Source organism: Phenylobacterium sp. (assembly GCF_044358365.1).
Classification (GTDB): domain Bacteria; phylum Pseudomonadota; class Alphaproteobacteria; order Caulobacterales; family Caulobacteraceae; genus Phenylobacterium.
On record NZ_JBIKNZ010000037.1, the window covers coordinates 1 to 17285 of the forward strand.

Below are 17285 nucleotides of genomic sequence, written 5' to 3' on the forward strand. Positions count from 1 at the left end.
GCTGACCCGGGGCGTCTTTGCGCGATTGGCCGGCACCTCGTGGCGCAGCCAGCTTTCCCAAAGATACACGGTGCCCGCCTCCGGCTGGAGGTAGACGAAACTCCGCGCGGACTCCGGCGCATCGGCCCGCCTGGGCGGGGCGGCCATCATCAGCGGCAGCCTCGGATCCTCCAGCTTCAGGGCGCTGGCGCCCGGCGGCGTGGCCACATAGTAGGTCCCGGAAATCACGCTGTGCGGGTGGACATGGCCCGAGTGGGCGGCGCCGGGTTTGAGGATGTTCACCCAAAGGCCGTCGAGTCGCAGCTTGCCGGCGCCCAGATCGAAGTCCAGCGCGTCGGAGAACGCGCGCGCATGACGATCCAGCCGGGTCTTGAGATCACCGAACACGCTCATTCGCCGGGGCAGGTCATCCAGCGAGGCGTATGAGGTATAGCCACCATATCCGTGTTCGCGGCACCAACGTCGCCCGGCCGTATCCTCATCGGCCAGTCCCTCGCAGGCCTGCAAAATCTCGGCGTTGAAATTTTCGAAGCTTCGGTCTGTACTAAGGGTGGCCGAATAGATCGGCGTGGCGAAGAGCGGTCGCAATGTCATGGGTGGCGGCTTAAACCAGCCGGGTCGTTTCGCAAAATGACGAGCCGTCTGGCGCGATGCGGGAACGTTGTTTAGGTTGGGTCCAAACAGGTGCGGTCGAATCCAGACCAACACCAACGGGGGAACGAGATTATGATCAGGATCGTCGCGGCGCTGGCTGTAGTCGGCCTCCTTGCGTCAGGCCCTGCGATGGCGCAGCCCAAGCCCAAGGCGGCGGCGGCTTACAAGGCGCCCCGAGGCCCCGATGGCAAGCATCCCGACCTGAACGGCGTCTGGCAGGCAATGAATACCGCCGGTTGGGACATCGAGCCGCATGCTGCGCGCGCCGCCCTGCAACTGCGCCCCGGTCCGTTTGTGCCAGTGCCGGCCAAGGCGGTCGTAGCGCTGGGCGCTGTAGGCGCCGTTCCGGCTGGTCTCGGCATCGTCGAAGGCGGCGAGATCCCCTACACGCCTGAGGCCAAGGTTATCCGCGACGCCAATCGCGCCGACTATCTGAACCTCGACCCGGAAGTGAAGTGCTATCTGCCGGGCGTGCCGCGCGCCAACTACATGCATCTGCCTTTCCAGATCTTCCAGTCTGAGAAGTCGATGATCATCGCCTACGAATATGCCGGCGCCGTGCGCAATGTGCTGTTCACGGATCCCGGCCCGGCCCCGGTCGACAGCTGGATGGGCCAGTCGGTCGCCAAATGGGACGGCGACACACTCGTTGTCACGGTCAGCGGCATGAATGATCGCACCTGGTTTGATCGCGCCGGCAATCACCACTCGGACCAGATGACTGTGGTGGAGCGCTGGACACCGACCGGCCCCGGTCTGGTGCGTTATGAAGCGACCATCACTGACCCCAACACCTTTACCCGGCCCTGGAAGATGAGCTTCAATCTCTACAAGCGGGTGGGGGAGGACGCGCGTCTGAACCAGTTCAAGTGCGTCGAGTTTGTCGAAGAACTGATGTACGGTGACCTGCGCAAGGTGCCGCTGCAGTAGCCTAAATCCCGTCCCCGACGTCCGGGGATTCAAGGAACCTGATCTGCATCCCGCGTTGGAGGCGTAAGATGAATACAAAGAACCTGATAGTCGCTGGAGCCATTGGCGCCGCGCTCGCCGTAGCTGCCGCCGGTGGCGCGGCCCTGGCTCACCACGCATTTGCCGCCGAGTTTGATGGCAAGTCTCCGGTGTTGCTGCGCGGCAAGGTAACTCGCGTGGAGTGGATCAATCCGCACGCCTGGGTGCACATTGCCGCCGTCGGCCCCGGCGGCGCGACCACGGCCTGGATGGTTGAGGGCGGCACGCCCAATACCCTTCTTCGCTCGGGAATTGACCGCAACTCGCTGAAGCCCGGAACGGAAATCATCGTCCGGGGCTATCAGTCCAAGGACAAGCTCTGCAGGCCGGCCTGCAAGGCCAATGGTCGCGACGTAACCTTCCCGGATGGCAAGAAGCTGTTCATGGGGTCGTCAGGAACCGGCGCGCCGACAGATGGCGCAGATCCCACCGAGAAGAAATAGTCCGATCCAGACAATCGTTACGGAAAGGGGAGCCGCGAGGCTCCCCTTTTTCGTTTCAGCCTGTGACCCGTTCAGCGCGACTGGATGGCCAGCAGGGAGTCCCACATGTCCTGAGCATAGCGGATCACCGAGAGGTTCGCGGAAAAGGTATGCTTCGCCTGGATCACCTCGACGAACTCACTCGCGAGGTCGACCCCGGGGTCAGTCGGCGCACTGACGATGCGGGTCGCCGCTGTCTCAAAGCGGTTTGAGGCAGCCATCAGGCCGTAGCGAGCGGTGGCGATCGGGTCCATAGGCCGAACCTTGCGCACCAGCTGGTTAAGGCGGTGCGCAAAGACATGGTGAACAGCTGGCGGCGGCTACCCGAGGGCGGTGTAGACGATCTTCTGGAACATCGGTCCGCCGATACGCCCGGTGGGGCGCTGGCCTTGCATGGCGGTGACGGCCTCGGGTCCCAGTGGCATGGAGTCCTGGATCAGGAAGATCAGGATCATCTCGTTGGCGGGGTCGGCCTGCCACCAGGTGCCAAAGGCGCCTGGCCAGCCGTAGGCGCCCTCGGCGCCGGCCCCCATCCACTGGTGCTTCTCCGCGTCCAGGATCATCGACAGGCCCAGGCCGAACCCCTGACTCAGCCAGAATGGCATGCCCATGAAACCATGGCCGCGCTGTTCGTCGGTCAGCCGGTTGGCGGCCATCAGCTCGAGGGTCTCGGGCTTCACCAGCCGCACGCCGTCAACCTCGCCCCGGCCCAGCATCATCCGGGCGAATTGCAGATAGTCGTCTGCGGTCGAGACCAGCCCGCCGCCGCCGCCTTCGAAGGCAGACGGGGTCGGTGTGTGCGGAAAGGAGACGTCCTTCAACGGGCCTTCCGGCGGCGCCTGATAAAGCTTGGCCATCCGCTCGCGTTTTTCCGGCGGAACCCAGAACGAGGTGTCGGCCATGCCGAGCGGCCCGAAGATCCGCGCCTGCAGCACCTCGCCAATGGATTTACCCTCGATCCGCGCCACCAGGAAGCCCAGTACATCGGTGGCGTGGCTGTAGTGGAAGCGCTCGCCGGGCTGGTAGGTGAGCGGCAGTTCGCCCAGCGCCTTCAGCCAGGCGTCAGGCGAGTGCGGGTTGGCCAGCGCGTTGCCCAGCTTCTCTTCGTGCGCATAGGCGATCGGGCCCATCGAGGTGAAGCCATAGGCGAGGCCCGAGCGGTGGGTCAGCAAGTCCTCGACCGTGATGTCGCGTGCAGCCGGGACCGTGGCGTCCACCGGTCCCGTCGGATCCTTCAGCACCTGCATGTTCGCCAATTCCGGCAGCCAACGGCTGACCGGGTCGTCCAGCTTCAGCTTGCCTTCCTCGACCAGCATCATCACGGCGACGGAGGTCACCGGCTTGGTCATGGAGGCAATGCGGAACAGGGTGTCGCGGGTCATGGGCTGACCGCCTTCGATGTCGCGATGACCCAGCGCATGGGTCTGGACAACCTCCCCCTTGCGCCAGACCAGGGTCACGGCCCCGGAGAGCGCACCCTGATCGATGATTCCCTGAAGCGCGGGCGCGACCTGCGCCAGGGCCGCCGCGTTGAATTCTTTCGGCTGAGCTGCGTCCATTGAACCTCTCCTTCGGGTCTGATGACGCCCATAGCGCCGGGCAGGCGGGTCGGCGTCAAGTGTCCGCAAGGGCGCCTTGCGTCTCAGGCGTCCCGCGCTTCGTAGTTATTGGGTCCGATTGTCATTGTCCGGTCGTCGACTTGACCGTAACGAGGCTTCATGACTGATCCGCGTATCCCCTTGCGACTGACGCTTGTCGCCGCCGCCGCCGCGCTGACGACGGCCTGTACGCCGCTTGGCCTCTTCGCCACCCTGTCACCCAAGGATCCGGCGACGCGCGTATCGCGTGGCGAGGCCTATGGCGCAAATCCCCGGCAAACGGTCGATGTCTACGTCCCCCGCGCCGCGCGGGGCGCTGCGCCAATCGCCGTATTCTTCTACGGAGGATCGTGGGAGTCGGGTCGTCGCCAGGATTATAACTGGGTCGGGCGCGCCATGGCCTCGCGCGGGTTTGTGACCGTTGTGGCCGATTATCGGGTCTATCCGGAGGTCAGATATCCCGACTTCCTGAACGACGGCGCGCAAGCGGTCCGGTGGGCGGTGGACAACGCCGCAAGGCTGGGTGGTGACCCGAAGCGTATCGTCCTGCTGGGTCATTCGGCGGGCGCCTACAATGCCGTGATGCTGGGTCTGGATGCGCGATACCTGAGGGCGGCCGGCGTCGACCCGACGTCGGTGAAGGCCGTGGCCGGGCTTGCAGGGCCTTATGACTTCCTGCCGCTGAACGACAGGACCACTCGAAACACCTTTGGACAGGCTGCCGATCTCACCGGCACACAGCCGCTGAACTACGTGACCCGCACCAGCCCGCCGGCCTTCCTGGCCACCGGCGACAGGGACAAGACGGTGTGGCCCAAGAACACAAAAGCCCTGGCCCAGCTCTATCGGGATGCCGGTGCAGTTGTCGAGGAACGCCACTACGCCGGCGTCGATCACGTTGAGATCATCCTGGCTATATCGAGACCGCTGCGAAGTGGCGCGCCGGTGCTGAACGAAATGGCGGCCTTCCTTCGCGAACATGCCGACTGAGGCGACTTACGCCTGGCGACGACAAGTTCGCCAAAATGCGCTAGGACAACAGGTGAACCCGTGAAGGTCTGCTCCCATGCGCGCGTCGGTCACCGTACTGCTCACCGCCAGTCTCATGGCCCTTGCCGCCTGCGCGCCGGACGCGCCACCCGGGGTGAACCGCGAGGACCTGGACGCCGCCGTTTCAAGGGCGATCGGCGATCCGACAACCTGCGTTTTGATTGCAGGGGTCGGGTCGAGCCGGGTGCTCTATCGCTACAACACCGCCACCGCCTGCGACCGCGAACTTCCTGACTGCGATGGACCGGGAGCCACCAAGGTCGGCAAGCTTCTGGAAGCCACGGCCCGGGACCGCCAGCCCCGCACCCTGAGCTGCGACAGCGCCGTGGCGCCGGGGCGCGGGGTGGGCTGGGCGTCCGGCCCCATCGCCGGCACGGATCTCGTCTATGCGGCCATGATGGAGGGCGAGCGCGCCTTCCCCGGCCGGATGATGGCTGACCGCCTGGCCGGGGCTTTCCGCCGTGCGAAGGTCAGCTCACAGCCCTGAACATGATGCCGTCGACCCGGGAGGTCCCATGAGCCACTCTGTCGAAGAGCGCGTGACCAAGAGCGCGCGCCATGCGACCTTCTACCTCGCAAGCGGCCCCGAGGCGGGAACGCCGATCATCTTCGTCCACGGTTGGCCGGAGCTTTCGATTTCGTGGCGTCATCAGTTGCCGGTGTTTGGGGGTCTGGGTTTTCGCGCCATCGCACCGGACATGCGCGGCTATGGCCGGTCCAGCGTTTATAACCGCCACGAAGACTATGCCCAGGAACACATCGTCGCCGACATGATCGAACTGCTCGACAGCCTGGGCGCCGACAAGGCGATCTGGGTCGGTCACGACTGGGGCGCGCCAGTGGTCTGGTCGCTGGCCCAGCAGCATCCGGAGCGATGCCACGGGGTGGCGGCGCTTTGCGTGCCCTATATCCCGGATGGTTTCGCACCGGAGACCATCCTTCCACTGGCTGACCGCACGATCTATCCGGAGTCGGCTTTCCCGGCGGCGCAGTGGGACTACATGCTGTTCTACCGGGAGAACTTCGCTGCCGCCTGCGCGGGCTTCGAGGCCGATGTCCGCGCCACGGTGAAGTTGCTGTTCCGCTCGGGATCGCCCGACGGTCAGGGTCAGCCTGCGGCCACGGCCTACACACGCGCCAGAGGCGGCTGGTTCGGGCCCGGCGCCCCGGCGCCGGACCTGCCGCGCGACGACAGTGTGCTCACCTTCGAGGACGAGAACCGCTACGTCGAGGGCCTGACCCGCAACGGCTTCTTCGGCCCAGACAGCTGGTACATGAACGGCCCGGCCAACATGGCCTATGCCGCCGGGGCCGCCGCCCGCGCGCACCTGCCCATGCCGGCCCTCTTCATTCACGCGGCCTATGACCATGTATGCGCCACGCTGGACAGCCGCCTGGCCGATCCGATGCGCGCCCACTGCGCGGACCTCACCGAAGCCACCGTGGCGTCCGGCCACTGGATGGCCCAGGAAAAGCCCGCCGAGGTCAACGCCGCGCTCGCCAGGTGGCTGGCGGCGCGGCTGCCCGATCTGTGGCCGGTGACCTGATGCTTACCGCGTCAACTCGTAGACAGCCGTGATGTCGACGCGGACGCTGAGTTCGCCCGCCGACACGGGCGACGCATCCTTGGCTTCACTGCGCATCGCCATGGCCACCATTGGCATCGGCGGCTGGGGCGAATAGCCACCGCCTTCGCTGAGCGTGACGAGACGCAGAATCCGATAGCCGGTGGCCCGGGCGTAGAGGTCGGCCTTTGCCGTCAGCGCCCGCACCGCAGCCTCCCGCGCAACGTTCTCGGCGGTTGAAGGGTCCGATAGGCCGAAGCTGATTCCGTTTACCTGATTGGCTCCGGCATTTACGGTGGCGTCGACGGCTGCGCCCAGTTTCTTGAGGTCGCGCACGACAACCGTCACCTGGTTCGACACCTGATAGCCGATCAGAACCGGCGCCTGGTTTTCCACGTACCGGTACTGCGGATTGACGCTCAGGTTCGAGGTCTGGATGTCCTTCTCGGCGAACCCGGCCCTTTTCAGAGTCGCCATAACAGCGCTCATTCGTGTCGCATTGGCGGTTAGCGCCTCGGCGGCCGTCTTGCCCTCCGTCATGACGCCCAGGCTGATACTGGCCATGTTGGGCGCGAGACGGGTTTCACCCGTGGCCGTCAGGTTGAAGGTGGTGGCCTTGAACATCGTCTCGGTCGCCGGGGGCGCCGGCTGGGCTATCGCCGCCGACATCGCAATAGTCGTGGTCATAGCCAGGCCAAGGGCGGCGGCTTGCATCAGGGTCTTCATCGACATCTCCAGTCCAGGGTCGGACGCCAGACCCTCGCAATTCCCACATGAACGCAAGCTTTAAGCGGCGTCCAGCCCATGCTAACGCCGTCCCCGCGCTGCAGGGGCCTGTAGCTCAATGGTTAGAGCCGGCCGCTCATAACGGTCTGGTTGCAGGTTCGAGTCCTGCCGGGCCCACCAGCAGCTGTTCGCGGACCAGTCCGTTGCATAGCGTGCCGTCCCGGTTCAGAATTGCGAAATACGGTATGCTGTCAGTTGTCGCGGAAGCGCGGTAGGATGCCGGTGCGCTGCAATCGCGGGCGGTGATCCGCGTCGGCCCGGGGGAGATGGACGGATGGGGTTTGCGATCAATCGGGTCGGCGTCATCTTTGGCGCGCTTTCGGCCGTATTGGGGGCTCTGGCCCTGGCGACAGCAACACAGAGCCCTGCGCTCGCCGTTGCGCCGTCCGCCGCGCCGCAGATGGTTGATGACTTCCGCCTGCCGGATCAGAACTACCTGGGCCGTCAGCTCTACCGGCTGGGCGACGCCAGGGCCGTGGTGATCATCACCTACGCCAGCGGCGACAAGGCGATCCGTGCCGAGGCCAGGGCCTATATGGACCTGAAAGCGGCCCATTCGGCCCCGGGGGTCGAGTTCATGATGCTGGCCTCGAAGATCGGTGAGACCCGCCCCACGGTGATCGCTGACGCCAAGGCTGTCGGCATCGATATGCCTATTCTTTTCGACTACCAGCAGATCATTGGCGAGAGCCTGGGCGTGACCCGTGCCGCCGAGGTGATCGTGATCGATCCGCGCACCTGGACGGTGGCCTACCGCGGCGCGGTCGCGGGCAAGGGCGGCGAGGCCTGGGCGAAGCAGGCGATCGAGGGACTGGTGGCGGGCCGCAAGGTCTCCATGGGCGCCAATGCGCCGCGCGGCGCCGTGATCGCGTTCCCGGAGCGCGCGAAGGCTGCAAGCTTTGCGAAGATTTCCTACGCCAGGACCATTGCCCCCATCATTCAGGCCAAGTGCACCGGTTGCCACCAGCCCGGGGGCATCGGACCTATGCCGCTGAACAACTATGAGCAGATCAAAGGCTTCTCGCCGATGATCCGCGAGGTGCTGCGCACCAACCGGATGCCACCCTACATGGCTGACCAGACGGTGGGCCATTTCCTGGACGATGACCGGCTGAGCCCCGACCAGATCAAGACCCTGGTCCATTGGGTCGAGGCCGGCGCGCCGCGCGGCGAAGGCGAGGATCCGCTGGCGAAGATCAAGTTCCAGGCCCCGGAATGGCCTCTGGGTAAGCCGGACGTGATCGTTGAGATCCCGGCGGCGAAGATCCCCGCGTCAGGCGTGATGGAGTATCAGCGCCCCGTCGTGAAGAACGTCATGACCGAGGGCCGCTGGATGAAGGCCACAACCTTCCGTGTGACCGACCGCCAGGTGGTGCACCACATCCTGACCGGCGTGGTCGAGGGCGAGGCCACCGAGGGCCGGACCGCGTCGGAGGCCGAATGGGGCGCCTCACTGGGCGGCTATGGTCCTGGACGCGGCTCAAACCTGCAGCCTGAAAACACCGGCGTGTGGGTCCCGCCCAGCGGTGGCATCGCGTTCCAGAACCACTATACGCCCTATGGCCGCGAGACGGTCGAGAAGACCCAGATGGGTGTCTATTTCTATCCTAAGGGCCAGGAGCCGAAGTATGTGCTGCGCACCTTCGGCATCTTCGACTTCACCATCGCCATCCCGCCCGGCGAACAGTTCCACCCGGAGGTCGCCTCCGTCGAACTGCCCAGGGACGCGATCCTCTATGGTCTGACGCCACACGCTCACCATCGCGGCGGCTCGGCCAGCGTCTCGATCCGCTATCCGGACGGCCGTGAGGAGATGTTGCTTGCGCTGCCCCGCTACGACTTCAGCTGGCAGTACGAGTACTTCCTGAAGGAGCCGCTGCTGGCTCCGGCCGGCTCGAAGGTGATCACCCGCTGGACCTACGACAACTCCACCCGCAATCCGGCCAATCCGGATCCGAAGAAGCTGGTGACCTGGGGTGAGCAGTCCTCGGAAGAGATGCTGGCCACCTATTTCCACTACCGCTGGGTGGACGAGACGGTCGCCGACCAGCGTCCCGAGTATGACAAGATGCTGCAGGCCAACCTGATCCTAGGCGTCATGGACGACAACATCGACGGCAAGCTCACCCCGCCGGAATTGCGCGGCCAGATGGGCGACATGCTCAAGAAGTATTTCGCCATGATCGACACCGACAAGGATGGCGGCATCGACAACAAGGAGTTCACTGCGGCGCAGAAACTGATGCCGCGTCGCCAGCGTCCGAACAATAACCCAGCGGCCCCGCCACCGGTGGCGACCGGCACGCCGGCGGCGGCGCAGTAGCGGGTTCGGCGCACGTGTTTCGTCATCCTCCCCCAATGGGGGAGGAGATCCACCAGTTCCGCTTTCAGGCCGTTTCAACACAAGGGAGAGCGTAGTTGGTTCGGCTAGATTGCAGAGGCCTGGGATTGGTGGCCACATTGGCCGTGGCGCTGTCTTTCGGGACTGCCGCCGAAGCCCAGACCCCCGGTCAGGCCGTTTTCGAGGCCCGCTGCAAGGACTGCCATGAGCCGGCGGCGGATCGCGCGCCCAGCCGCGCTGACCTGGCCCAGCGTCCGCAGACAGAGATCGTGAAGTCCCTGACTGATGGCTTGATGAAGCTCATGGCGGACGGCTTGAGCGCTGCCGAGATACAGCCTGTCGCCAGCTATATCAGCAGCGTGGATACGTTGGCGCCGGCCACCACGGCCCCAACGCCTGCCACCCGGATGCCTTAGGTTCCCTGCGCAAGGGGAATTTTCCGGCGTTGATGGGGCCTCAACACGCTTCCAGGCGCACCGTGGCCTTCACCTGTATGTTGCCCGCCGAACGGCCTACCAGCACCTCATAGTCGCCGGCGTCGATGGGCCAGGTCCCGGTCTCCGGGTCATAGGGCGCAAACGCGCGAGGCTCGAGCATCAGCTTGACCTGACGGGTTTCGCCGGGATCAAGCCGGACCTTGGCGAAGGCCTTCAACTCTTTCGGCGGGCGGGGCAGGCGCGGGTCCAATTGCGCGACATAGACCTGAACCACCTCGGCTCCGGGACGCGCGCCCGTGTTTGACACCGTCACTCCAAGAGACACAGGCTCGCCCGCCCGCACCGTGTCGGCCATGCGCAGGTCGCTGATCTCGAAGCTCGTGTATGTCAGGCCGTGGCCGAACGGGAACAGCGGGCGCACCGGGGCGGCATCATAGAAGCGGTAGCCGATCGCCAAGCCTTCCATGTAGTCGCAGATCAGAGGGTCGGCATTGGGTCTGTGCGCCGGGTGATCGCCGAACGTCTCCGGGAAGGTGACGGGCAGCCGGCCGCCGGGCGCCCGGTCGCCGAACAGCACGGCGGCGAGCGCGTCCGGACCGGTCTCCCCGGGCAACCACATCTGCAACACCGCCGCGGCCTGGTCGATCCAGGGCAGGGCGAAGGGCGAGCCGGTGTTCAGGACCACGACGGTATTGGGGTTTGCGGCCAGCACGGCGCGGGCCAGGGCGTTCTGCTCGCCGGGCAGGTCCATATCGGCCCGGTCATAGCCTTCAGCCTCTGTTACAGCGGCGGACCCAAGCACCAGGATCACCGCGTCGGCCTGGGTGGCGGCCTCGATGGCGCGGGTCATGGGCTCGGCCGGGGTGCGGACGCCCAGCGCCAGATAGTCGTTCTCGGCGCTGGCCGGTGTGTAGTCGAGTTCGATGCGATAGCCGTGGCCCGCCACCAGACCGGCGCTGCCCAGCCGTCTGGGTACGAGGCTGCCCATCACGTCGAAGCGGTCCGGTTTCGCGGGATCATCCGGTGAAATCAGGGCATTGCCGTCAAGGCGGAGCGTGGCCTGGCCTGTGGCGCGCAGGCCAAACTCGAACACGCCGGTCTTCTCCGGCCAGTACCAGCCGCTCCAGCGGAACGACGCGTAGGCCGTCCGTCTCGCCGAGGCGATAGCCGCACTCACCCAACGCATCAGGTGTCGCTCGAGCCCGGTGCGGTTGGGCTCGCCGGACAGGTCCGCAGTTTCGAAAAAGGTTGAGGCGAGGCCCTCGCCGGAGCGTTCGGGGTCGGGGCTGAACTGGCGCCGGTCTGCGGGCGGCGGGAAGGGATCGTTGTCGACGCCCAAGGCTTCCAGCACGGTCACCCCCGGCCCGAGGCGATCCCGCAGGCCCTCGGCCATGGTGCGCAGGCTGTCGGTGGTGACCTGCGAACTACCGCCCCCCTGCAATAGCACCCGGGCGGCGTTCGGCCCGATCAGGGCTACGGACTCGACGTCGCTGCGGAGCGGCAAAAGCTCGCCGTCATTCTTCAGCAGGGTCATGGCCTCGCAGGCCGCTTCGAAAGCGATGGCCTTGTGTCGGGTCGTGCGCAGTTCACCGACCGGGCGCGGGGCATCGTCCATCAGGCCGCACCGGACGATCAGCCGCACCACGCGGCGCGCATTGTCCTCGATCTGGGCCGGGCTGACCTCGCCGGCCCGAACCGCCGCCAGCAGCTTGTCGCCGAACCATTTGGCCGGGCCGGGCATCTCCAGATCCATGCCGGCGTTGGCGGCAGGCGCCGTTGAGCGAACGGCTGTCCAGTCGGACACGATCGCGCCCTCGTAGCCCCACTCTTCCTTGAGAATCGTGGTCAGCAAATGCCGGTGTTCCGACGCAAGGGTTCCGTTCAGGTTGTTGTAGGAGGCCATCACAGTCCAGGGATCGGCCTCTACGACGATCCGCTCGAATGCGGCCAGATAGATCTCGCGCAGGGTCCGCGCATCGACCCGCGCATCGACGTTGAACCGCTCCAGCTCCTGATTGTTGGCCGCGTAGTGTTTCAGCGACGCGCCAATCCCTTCCCCCTGCAGCCCCCGGACAAACGCCACCCCCATCACCCCCGCCAGATAGGGGTCTTCCGCATAGGTCTCGAAGTTTCGACCCCAGGTGGGGATTCGCATCATGTTGACCGTCGGCGCCAGCACCACGTGCTCGCCCAGCGCATGGGCCTCGCGGCCGATCGCAGCGGCGACACCGCTTGCCGTTTCGGTGTTCCAGGTCGCCGCGACCGCTACGCCCACCGGGAAGACCGTCGCTGCCTCGCCCTTGATCGAACGCACGCCGGTGGGGCCGTCCGACATCCGGAGCGAGGGAATGCCCAGGCGTTCGATCCCGTGCAGAGCAAAGGAGCTGACCCCCGCCATCAGCTGGACCTTTTCTTCCAGCGTCAACTGCGCCATCAGCCCGGCGACCCGGTCATCCAGCGACGCGGAAGGGTCAGGATAGGTGGTGGTCATGAGGCCTCCCGTTGCGCGCGCGCATGGCTTACGGAATGGTATCCGGCGGCCCCGGGGAATCGAAGGACAGAAAAATGAAGACGCGCGCAGCGGTGGCTTTCGAGGCCAAGCGGCCCCTGGAGATCATCGAACTAGACCTGGAGGGGCCGCGCGCCGGCGAAGTACTGGTGGAAATCAAGGCTACCGGCGTCTGTCATACTGACGCCTACACCCTCGACGGGCTGGATTCCGAAGGCATCTTCCCCTCGATCCTGGGTCATGAGGGCGCTGGCGTGGTGGTCGAGGTCGGGCCGGGGGTGACCTCGGTGGCAGTGGGCGACCATGTGATCCCGCTCTACACGCCCGAGTGCCGCCAGTGCAAAAGCTGCCTGAGCCGCAAGACCAACCTCTGCACCGCCATCCGCGCCACGCAAGGCAAGGGCCTGATGCCAGATGGCACCAGCCGCTTTTCCTGGAAGGGACAGACGGTCCACCACTACATGGGCTGCTCGACCTTCTCGAATTACACGGTCCTGCCCGAGATCGCCCTGGCCAGTATCCGCAAGGACGCCCCCTTCGAAACAGCCTGTTACGCCGGCTGCGGTGTCACGACCGGCGTGGGCGCGGTGGTCAATACGGCGGGGGTCGAGCCCGGCGCCAATGCCGTGGTCTTCGGCCTGGGCGGCATCGGCCTGAACGTGATCCAGGGGCTGCGGATGGTGGGCGCGGCGATGATCGTCGGCGTCGACATCAACCCCGACCGCGAGGCCTGGGGCCGTCGCTTCGGCATGACCCACTTTGTCAATCCGGGGGCGATCGACGGTGATCTCGTCGCCCATCTCGTGGCCCTCACCGACGGCGGCGCGGACTACACCTTCGACGCCACCGGCAACACCACCGTCATGCGCCAGGCGCTGGAGGCCTGTCACCGCGGCTGGGGCGAGAGCATCATCATCGGCGTGGCCGAGGCCGGCAAGGAGATCGCCACCCGGCCGTTCCAGCTGGTCACCGGCCGGGTCTGGAAGGGCACGGCCTTTGGAGGAGCGCGCGGACGCACCGATACGCCGAAGATCATCGACTGGTACATGGACGGCAAGATCGAGATCGACCCGATGATCACCCACAAGCTGCCGCTCGACCGGATCAATGAAGCCTTCGACCTGATGCATTCCGGCGAGAGCATCCGCACGGTGGTGGTCTACTGAGGTCAGCGGGGCCGGGCGCTCCGGCCCTGCGCGGCGGTCGGCTTCAGGTCGATTAGACGGATCACGCCATCGCCATCCACGTCCAGCACGGCGAAGCGCCGTTCAGCTGCGGCGCGGAATTCGTCTGCGCTCACGCTGTAGGACAGATCGGCATCCGCCCCCCGGATCGGGTGGGGCTCGTTGATCAGGCTGTAGGGCGCCGTGCCCTGGCTGTAGGTGTCCAGCTCGTTTCGGCCCAGCGGCTGGAACCGGCGTCCGCGCTGGGTCAAGGCGCGACCTGCGCCTGACCGGGTGGTCTCGGGAACCAGCACGTCCTCCCAGCGGGTGGCCTCCGGCATGTCGATGCGGCCATCACCATCGACATCGAGCGCCTTGAACCAGGCTGAGGCGTCGGCTCTGAACTCATCGCGCGTGAGGCGACCATCGCCATCGCGATCTGCTTCCGCAAACCAGGTCGAGACCGGGTAGGGCTGGCCCGGTTCCGCGCGGAACGGCTTGCCTGCCGGGCTGATGAACAACTGCTGGACGGGCCCCGGCGGGCCGTCGTCGCGATCATCATCATCCAGTCCGGGCGGCGGTGCGCCTGCGCTGGCGCAAGCCACGCAGAGCATCGCCATCGCCACGATCAGGATTCCGGTCTTCACGCGCATGTCTGCTCCTGGCGGTCAGCTCCTGGAACCTGACGCCCGAAAACGGCGCCAGCGTGACCAGCGGCGCACCATGATGCGGATTGCCGCGCCGCGCTCAGTATTTCCCGAACCGGACCTCGGCGCTCCCCACCGGCAGGTCGATGGTCATGCCGTCAAAGGCAAGTCGCCAGTCCAGCTTGCCGCCCTCGTCCATGCCCTTGGTGAACGCCTCAGGCGTATAGAACGGCAGGCCCGCCTGGGTTAGGTGGCTGAGCACCAGGGCCTTTACGCCCGCGGCCCGGGCCAGGTCCGCCGCCTCCACCGGGGTGGTGTGGTAGGTGAGCGTGTCGGTCATCAGCGAGCTCATCCGCGGGTTGCCCAACATCTTCAGGCCGCCGGCCATCTGTCGCGTCATGTCGGCGTTCTGGGCCTCGTGGATCATCACGTCCGCGCCCTTCGACGCCGTCGCCAGCGGCGGCCAGGGTCGGGTATCACCGCTGATCACCACCGAGCGACCCTTGTAGTCGAAACGATAGCCATAGGCCGGCGAGATCGGTTCGTGCGCCACCCGGATAGCGGTAACCGTCAGGTCACCGTCTTTCCAGGCCTCCGCCGTCTGGGCGGCGGCGGGAATCGTCACCACCTTTGCCTTCAGCGTGCCGGCGGGGATGTCGAACCGGAACGCTCCATGATCATGGTGGGCCTTGCGAAACTCGTGGTCGTTCTCGTAGGCGAGGTTCATCCCGGTCGCCAGTTTGTCGACCCCGTCCGGGCCCACCACCGCCAGTGGTTGCGGACGACCAGCGACCCAGCTCTGCATGTTGAACTCGCCCAGGTCGCCGATGTGATCGGAGTGCAGATGAGTGATGAACACCGCCTTGGCGGTGGCCAGCGGCAGACGCCATAGCTGAAAGTTTTCTGTCGCCTCCGGCCCGATATCCACCAGATAGATCGAGCCGCCAGCCTGAATGGCCGTGCAGGGCTTGGCGCGTCCGACCACCGGCAACGGCCCCGAGGTTCCGCAGAAAATGACCTTCAGGGTGTCCGGCGCCTGGGCTTGCGCCGGGGCTGACATGAGTGTCAGCGTCAGAAGCGCCAGGGCCGCGCGGCCGAGCCATCGAATAGGGGACATGTCCTTTTCCTTTCGTCGCCGCGACAGCGCGCGGATATTGTGACACGATGCATGCTACTACTTTTCTCAGGGCCACGACGAGGGTCAAATTGGAGGAACGAAAATGACGCTCAGCTACGATCTCTACTGGTCGTTCCGCTCACCCTATTCCTACATGGTGACCCCGCGCCTGATGGCATTGGACGCTGAATACGACGCGCATTGCAATGTCCGGGTGGTCTATCCCCTGGCCGTGCGCACGCCCGAGTTTTTCGACAATCGCGACCCGCTGTGGTTCTCCTATTTCATGCAGGATGTGTTCCGTGAGGCCGCCTTCCTCGGGTTGCCGTTCCGTTGGCCGCGGCCCGACCCGGTTCAGCAGGCGCCTGGCGTCGGCTACCGGATGGAGCAGCCCTACATCCACAGGCTGACCCACCTTGGCGTCGCGGCGACCGAGCGGGGCCGGGGCCTGGCTTTCCTGGCCGAGGTCAGCCGCACGATCTGGGGCGGTGAGGTCGATAACTGGCACGAGGGCGACCATCTGGCCCGCGCCACCGAACGCGCCGGTCTCGACTATGCCGAACTCAGCACCGCCGTGGACGGCGACCCGGACCATCACCGCGCCGTGGTCGAGGAAAACCAGATCGCCCAGCGCGCCGCAGGCCACTGGGGCGTACCCATGATGGTGTTTGGCCAGGAGGCCTTCTTTGGCCAGGACCGCTTCGACCAGATGAAGTGGCGCATGGAACAGGCGGGGTTGACCAGGCGGGGCTGATCTCGTCGCGCGACCCGGGAGGGACAGGATGTTCAGGATGACCCGACGCGCCGCAATTGCGCTTGCCGCCGCCAGCGGCGGCCTTGGTTTGGGCGCGAAGGCGGCGACCCGCCGTGTCGGCATCCGGCGGCTGGTGCATCGTCCGATCATCGCGCCGGGCATGGACGTCAGAATGGGCCCAAACATCGAGGGGCCATCCCTGATCCGCACGCCGGCCTGGCTGCCGGGCCGCCTCGGGCGCTACTACCTCTATTTCGCCGACCATAAGGGCGACTACATCCGCCTGGCTTATGCCGACCGGCTGGAAGGGCCGTGGAAGGTCCATGCCCCTGGGTCATTGCAACTGGCGCAGTCAGGTCTTCCAACGGCGCCGCCGCCGCCGCCACCGAATGCGGCGGCGCTGCTGGCCGCCCAGGGCGCCGCCAATCGGGCGCCGCCAGGCACGCCCGGGATTCCCACCCTCCTCGACGACGCGACCTTGCCGCATATCGCCTCGCCGGATGTCCATGTGGATGAGGCCGGGCGGCGGATCATCATGTATTTTCACGGGCTGGAGTCCTTCGGCGTCCAGCGTTCGCGGGTGGCGACATCGACCGATGGGCTGAACTTCCACGCCAGCGGCGGCTCAATCGGATTGTCCTATATGCGAGTGTTCCATCACGCCGGGCGCCACTACGCCATGGCGATGCCCGGGGTGTTTTCCCGCTCTCTCGATGGCCTGACGGGTTTCGAAACAGGCCCTCGACTTTTTGCGGGGGACCAACGCCACAGCGCCCTGCTCAAGCGTGGAAACCAGCTGTATGTGTTCTGGACCCGGGTCGGCGATGCGCCCGAGCGGATCTACATGTCGACCATCGATCTGACGCCGGACTGGATGTCGTGGACCGTCGGCGAGACGATCGAGGTGCTGCGCCCGGAGAGGGATTGGGAGGGCGCTGATCTGCCGGTCGAGCCGTCGTATCGCAGCGCGATCAACACCCCGGTCAACCAGCTTCGTGACCCTGCGATCTATGAAGAAGACGGACGCGTGTACCTGCTCTACGCGGTGAAGGGTGAAGGCGGGATCGCAATTGCGGAACTGATCTTCTGATCCACTTCAGGTTTCTGATGACGCCCGCGCCCGATCCGCCTAGCGTGAAGCTTCGAGGCGGCTAGAGAGCTGCAGAATTACAGG

At 65.8% G+C, this 17285-nt stretch carries 17 protein-coding genes and 1 tRNA gene; 11 read left to right on the plus strand and 7 right to left on the minus strand.

The features are described 5' to 3' along the window. Positions 1-594, minus strand: a 594-nt coding sequence (locus ACIQ3B_RS11275) for a TIGR02466 family protein (RefSeq protein ID WP_397402581.1), incomplete at its 3' end; no start/stop codon positions are given. 132 nt (positions 595-726) lie between these two features. On the opposite strand from ACIQ3B_RS11275, the gene ACIQ3B_RS11280 reads away from it, so the two are divergent. Both ACIQ3B_RS11280 and ACIQ3B_RS11285 read left to right on the plus strand, forming a co-directional pair. Continuing rightward, positions 727-1584: a hypothetical protein gene (locus ACIQ3B_RS11280; protein ID WP_397402583.1), complete on the plus strand. Its 858-nt coding sequence runs from the start codon at positions 727-729 to the stop codon at positions 1582-1584. Positions 1585-1652: 68 nt separating this feature from the next. Then, positions 1653-2105, plus strand: coding sequence for a DUF6152 family protein (locus ACIQ3B_RS11285; protein ID WP_397402585.1), 453 nt, complete (start codon positions 1653-1655; stop codon positions 2103-2105). Between the two features lie 71 nt (positions 2106-2176). Here the strand turns inward: ACIQ3B_RS11285 and ACIQ3B_RS11290 are convergent, their stop codons facing one another. Together ACIQ3B_RS11290 and ACIQ3B_RS11295 are read right to left on the minus strand one after the other, a co-directional pair. After that, positions 2177-2398, minus strand: coding sequence for a flagellar basal body rod C-terminal domain-containing protein (locus ACIQ3B_RS11290; protein ID WP_397402587.1), 222 nt, complete (start codon positions 2396-2398; stop codon positions 2177-2179). Between the two features lie 66 nt (positions 2399-2464). Further along, a complete protein-coding gene (locus ACIQ3B_RS11295; RefSeq protein WP_397402589.1) occupies positions 2465-3703 on the minus strand; it encodes a serine hydrolase domain-containing protein in 1239 nt (412 codons plus the stop codon). 159 nt (positions 3704-3862) lie between these two features. Between ACIQ3B_RS11295 and ACIQ3B_RS11300 the strand changes: the two genes are divergently transcribed. The 3 genes from ACIQ3B_RS11300 to ACIQ3B_RS11310 all read left to right on the plus strand — a co-directional run bounded on the left by ACIQ3B_RS11300 (position 3863) and on the right by ACIQ3B_RS11310 (position 6339). Next, entirely contained in the window at positions 3863-4732 is an 870-nt protein-coding gene (locus ACIQ3B_RS11300) for an alpha/beta hydrolase (RefSeq protein ID WP_397402591.1), read from the plus strand. 76 nt (positions 4733-4808) lie between these two features. Beyond that, entirely contained in the window at positions 4809-5279 is a 471-nt protein-coding gene (locus tag ACIQ3B_RS11305) for a hypothetical protein (protein WP_397402593.1), read from the plus strand. Between the two features lie 28 nt (positions 5280-5307). Beyond that, complete coding sequence (locus ACIQ3B_RS11310; protein WP_397402595.1) at positions 5308-6339, plus strand: alpha/beta fold hydrolase; 1032 nt, start codon at positions 5308-5310, stop codon at positions 6337-6339. 3 nt (positions 6340-6342) lie between these two features. Here the strand turns inward: ACIQ3B_RS11310 and ACIQ3B_RS11315 are convergent, their stop codons facing one another. Continuing rightward, the gene (locus ACIQ3B_RS11315) at positions 6343-7083 is read right to left on the minus strand and encodes an SIMPL domain-containing protein (protein WP_397402597.1); all 741 of its coding nucleotides are present in this window, start codon (positions 7081-7083) and stop codon (positions 6343-6345) included. Between the two features lie 104 nt (positions 7084-7187). On the opposite strand from ACIQ3B_RS11315, the gene ACIQ3B_RS11320 reads away from it, so the two are divergent. The 3 genes from ACIQ3B_RS11320 to ACIQ3B_RS11330 all read left to right on the plus strand — a co-directional run bounded on the left by ACIQ3B_RS11320 (position 7188) and on the right by ACIQ3B_RS11330 (position 9900). Then, positions 7188-7263 (plus strand) — tRNA-Ile (locus tag ACIQ3B_RS11320). A gap of 154 nt (positions 7264-7417) precedes the next feature. Then, positions 7418-9466 (plus strand): hypothetical protein, encoded by a 2049-nt coding sequence (locus tag ACIQ3B_RS11325; protein ID WP_397402599.1) that lies wholly within the window; start codon positions 7418-7420, stop codon positions 9464-9466. A gap of 128 nt (positions 9467-9594) precedes the next feature. Then, positions 9595-9900 (plus strand): c-type cytochrome, encoded by a 306-nt coding sequence (locus ACIQ3B_RS11330; RefSeq protein ID WP_397402601.1) that lies wholly within the window; start codon positions 9595-9597, stop codon positions 9898-9900. A gap of 40 nt (positions 9901-9940) precedes the next feature. Here the strand turns inward: ACIQ3B_RS11330 and ACIQ3B_RS11335 are convergent, their stop codons facing one another. Continuing rightward, complete coding sequence (locus ACIQ3B_RS11335; protein ID WP_397402603.1) at positions 9941-12412, minus strand: glycoside hydrolase family 3 protein; 2472 nt, start codon at positions 12410-12412, stop codon at positions 9941-9943. Between the two features lie 74 nt (positions 12413-12486). On the opposite strand from ACIQ3B_RS11335, the gene ACIQ3B_RS11340 reads away from it, so the two are divergent. Continuing rightward, on the plus strand, positions 12487-13596 hold the full coding sequence (locus ACIQ3B_RS11340) for an S-(hydroxymethyl)glutathione dehydrogenase/class III alcohol dehydrogenase (protein ID WP_397402605.1): 1110 nt from the start codon (positions 12487-12489) through the stop codon (positions 13594-13596). Positions 13597-13598: 2 nt separating this feature from the next. Here the strand turns inward: ACIQ3B_RS11340 and ACIQ3B_RS11345 are convergent, their stop codons facing one another. Both ACIQ3B_RS11345 and ACIQ3B_RS11350 read right to left on the minus strand, forming a co-directional pair. Next, entirely contained in the window at positions 13599-14246 is a 648-nt protein-coding gene (locus tag ACIQ3B_RS11345; RefSeq protein ID WP_397402607.1) for an EF-hand domain-containing protein, read from the minus strand. 94 nt (positions 14247-14340) lie between these two features. Beyond that, positions 14341-15357, minus strand: coding sequence for an MBL fold metallo-hydrolase (locus ACIQ3B_RS11350; RefSeq protein ID WP_397402609.1), 1017 nt, complete (start codon positions 15355-15357; stop codon positions 14341-14343). Positions 15358-15460: 103 nt separating this feature from the next. Here ACIQ3B_RS11350 and ACIQ3B_RS11355 point away from each other — a divergent pair, with 103 nt between their 5' ends. Both ACIQ3B_RS11355 and ACIQ3B_RS11360 read left to right on the plus strand, forming a co-directional pair. Then, entirely contained in the window at positions 15461-16111 is a 651-nt protein-coding gene (locus ACIQ3B_RS11355) for a 2-hydroxychromene-2-carboxylate isomerase (protein WP_397402611.1), read from the plus strand. A gap of 37 nt (positions 16112-16148) precedes the next feature. Further along, complete coding sequence (locus ACIQ3B_RS11360; RefSeq protein ID WP_397402613.1) at positions 16149-17201, plus strand: hypothetical protein; 1053 nt, start codon at positions 16149-16151, stop codon at positions 17199-17201. Positions 17202-17285 lie beyond the last annotated feature (84 nt).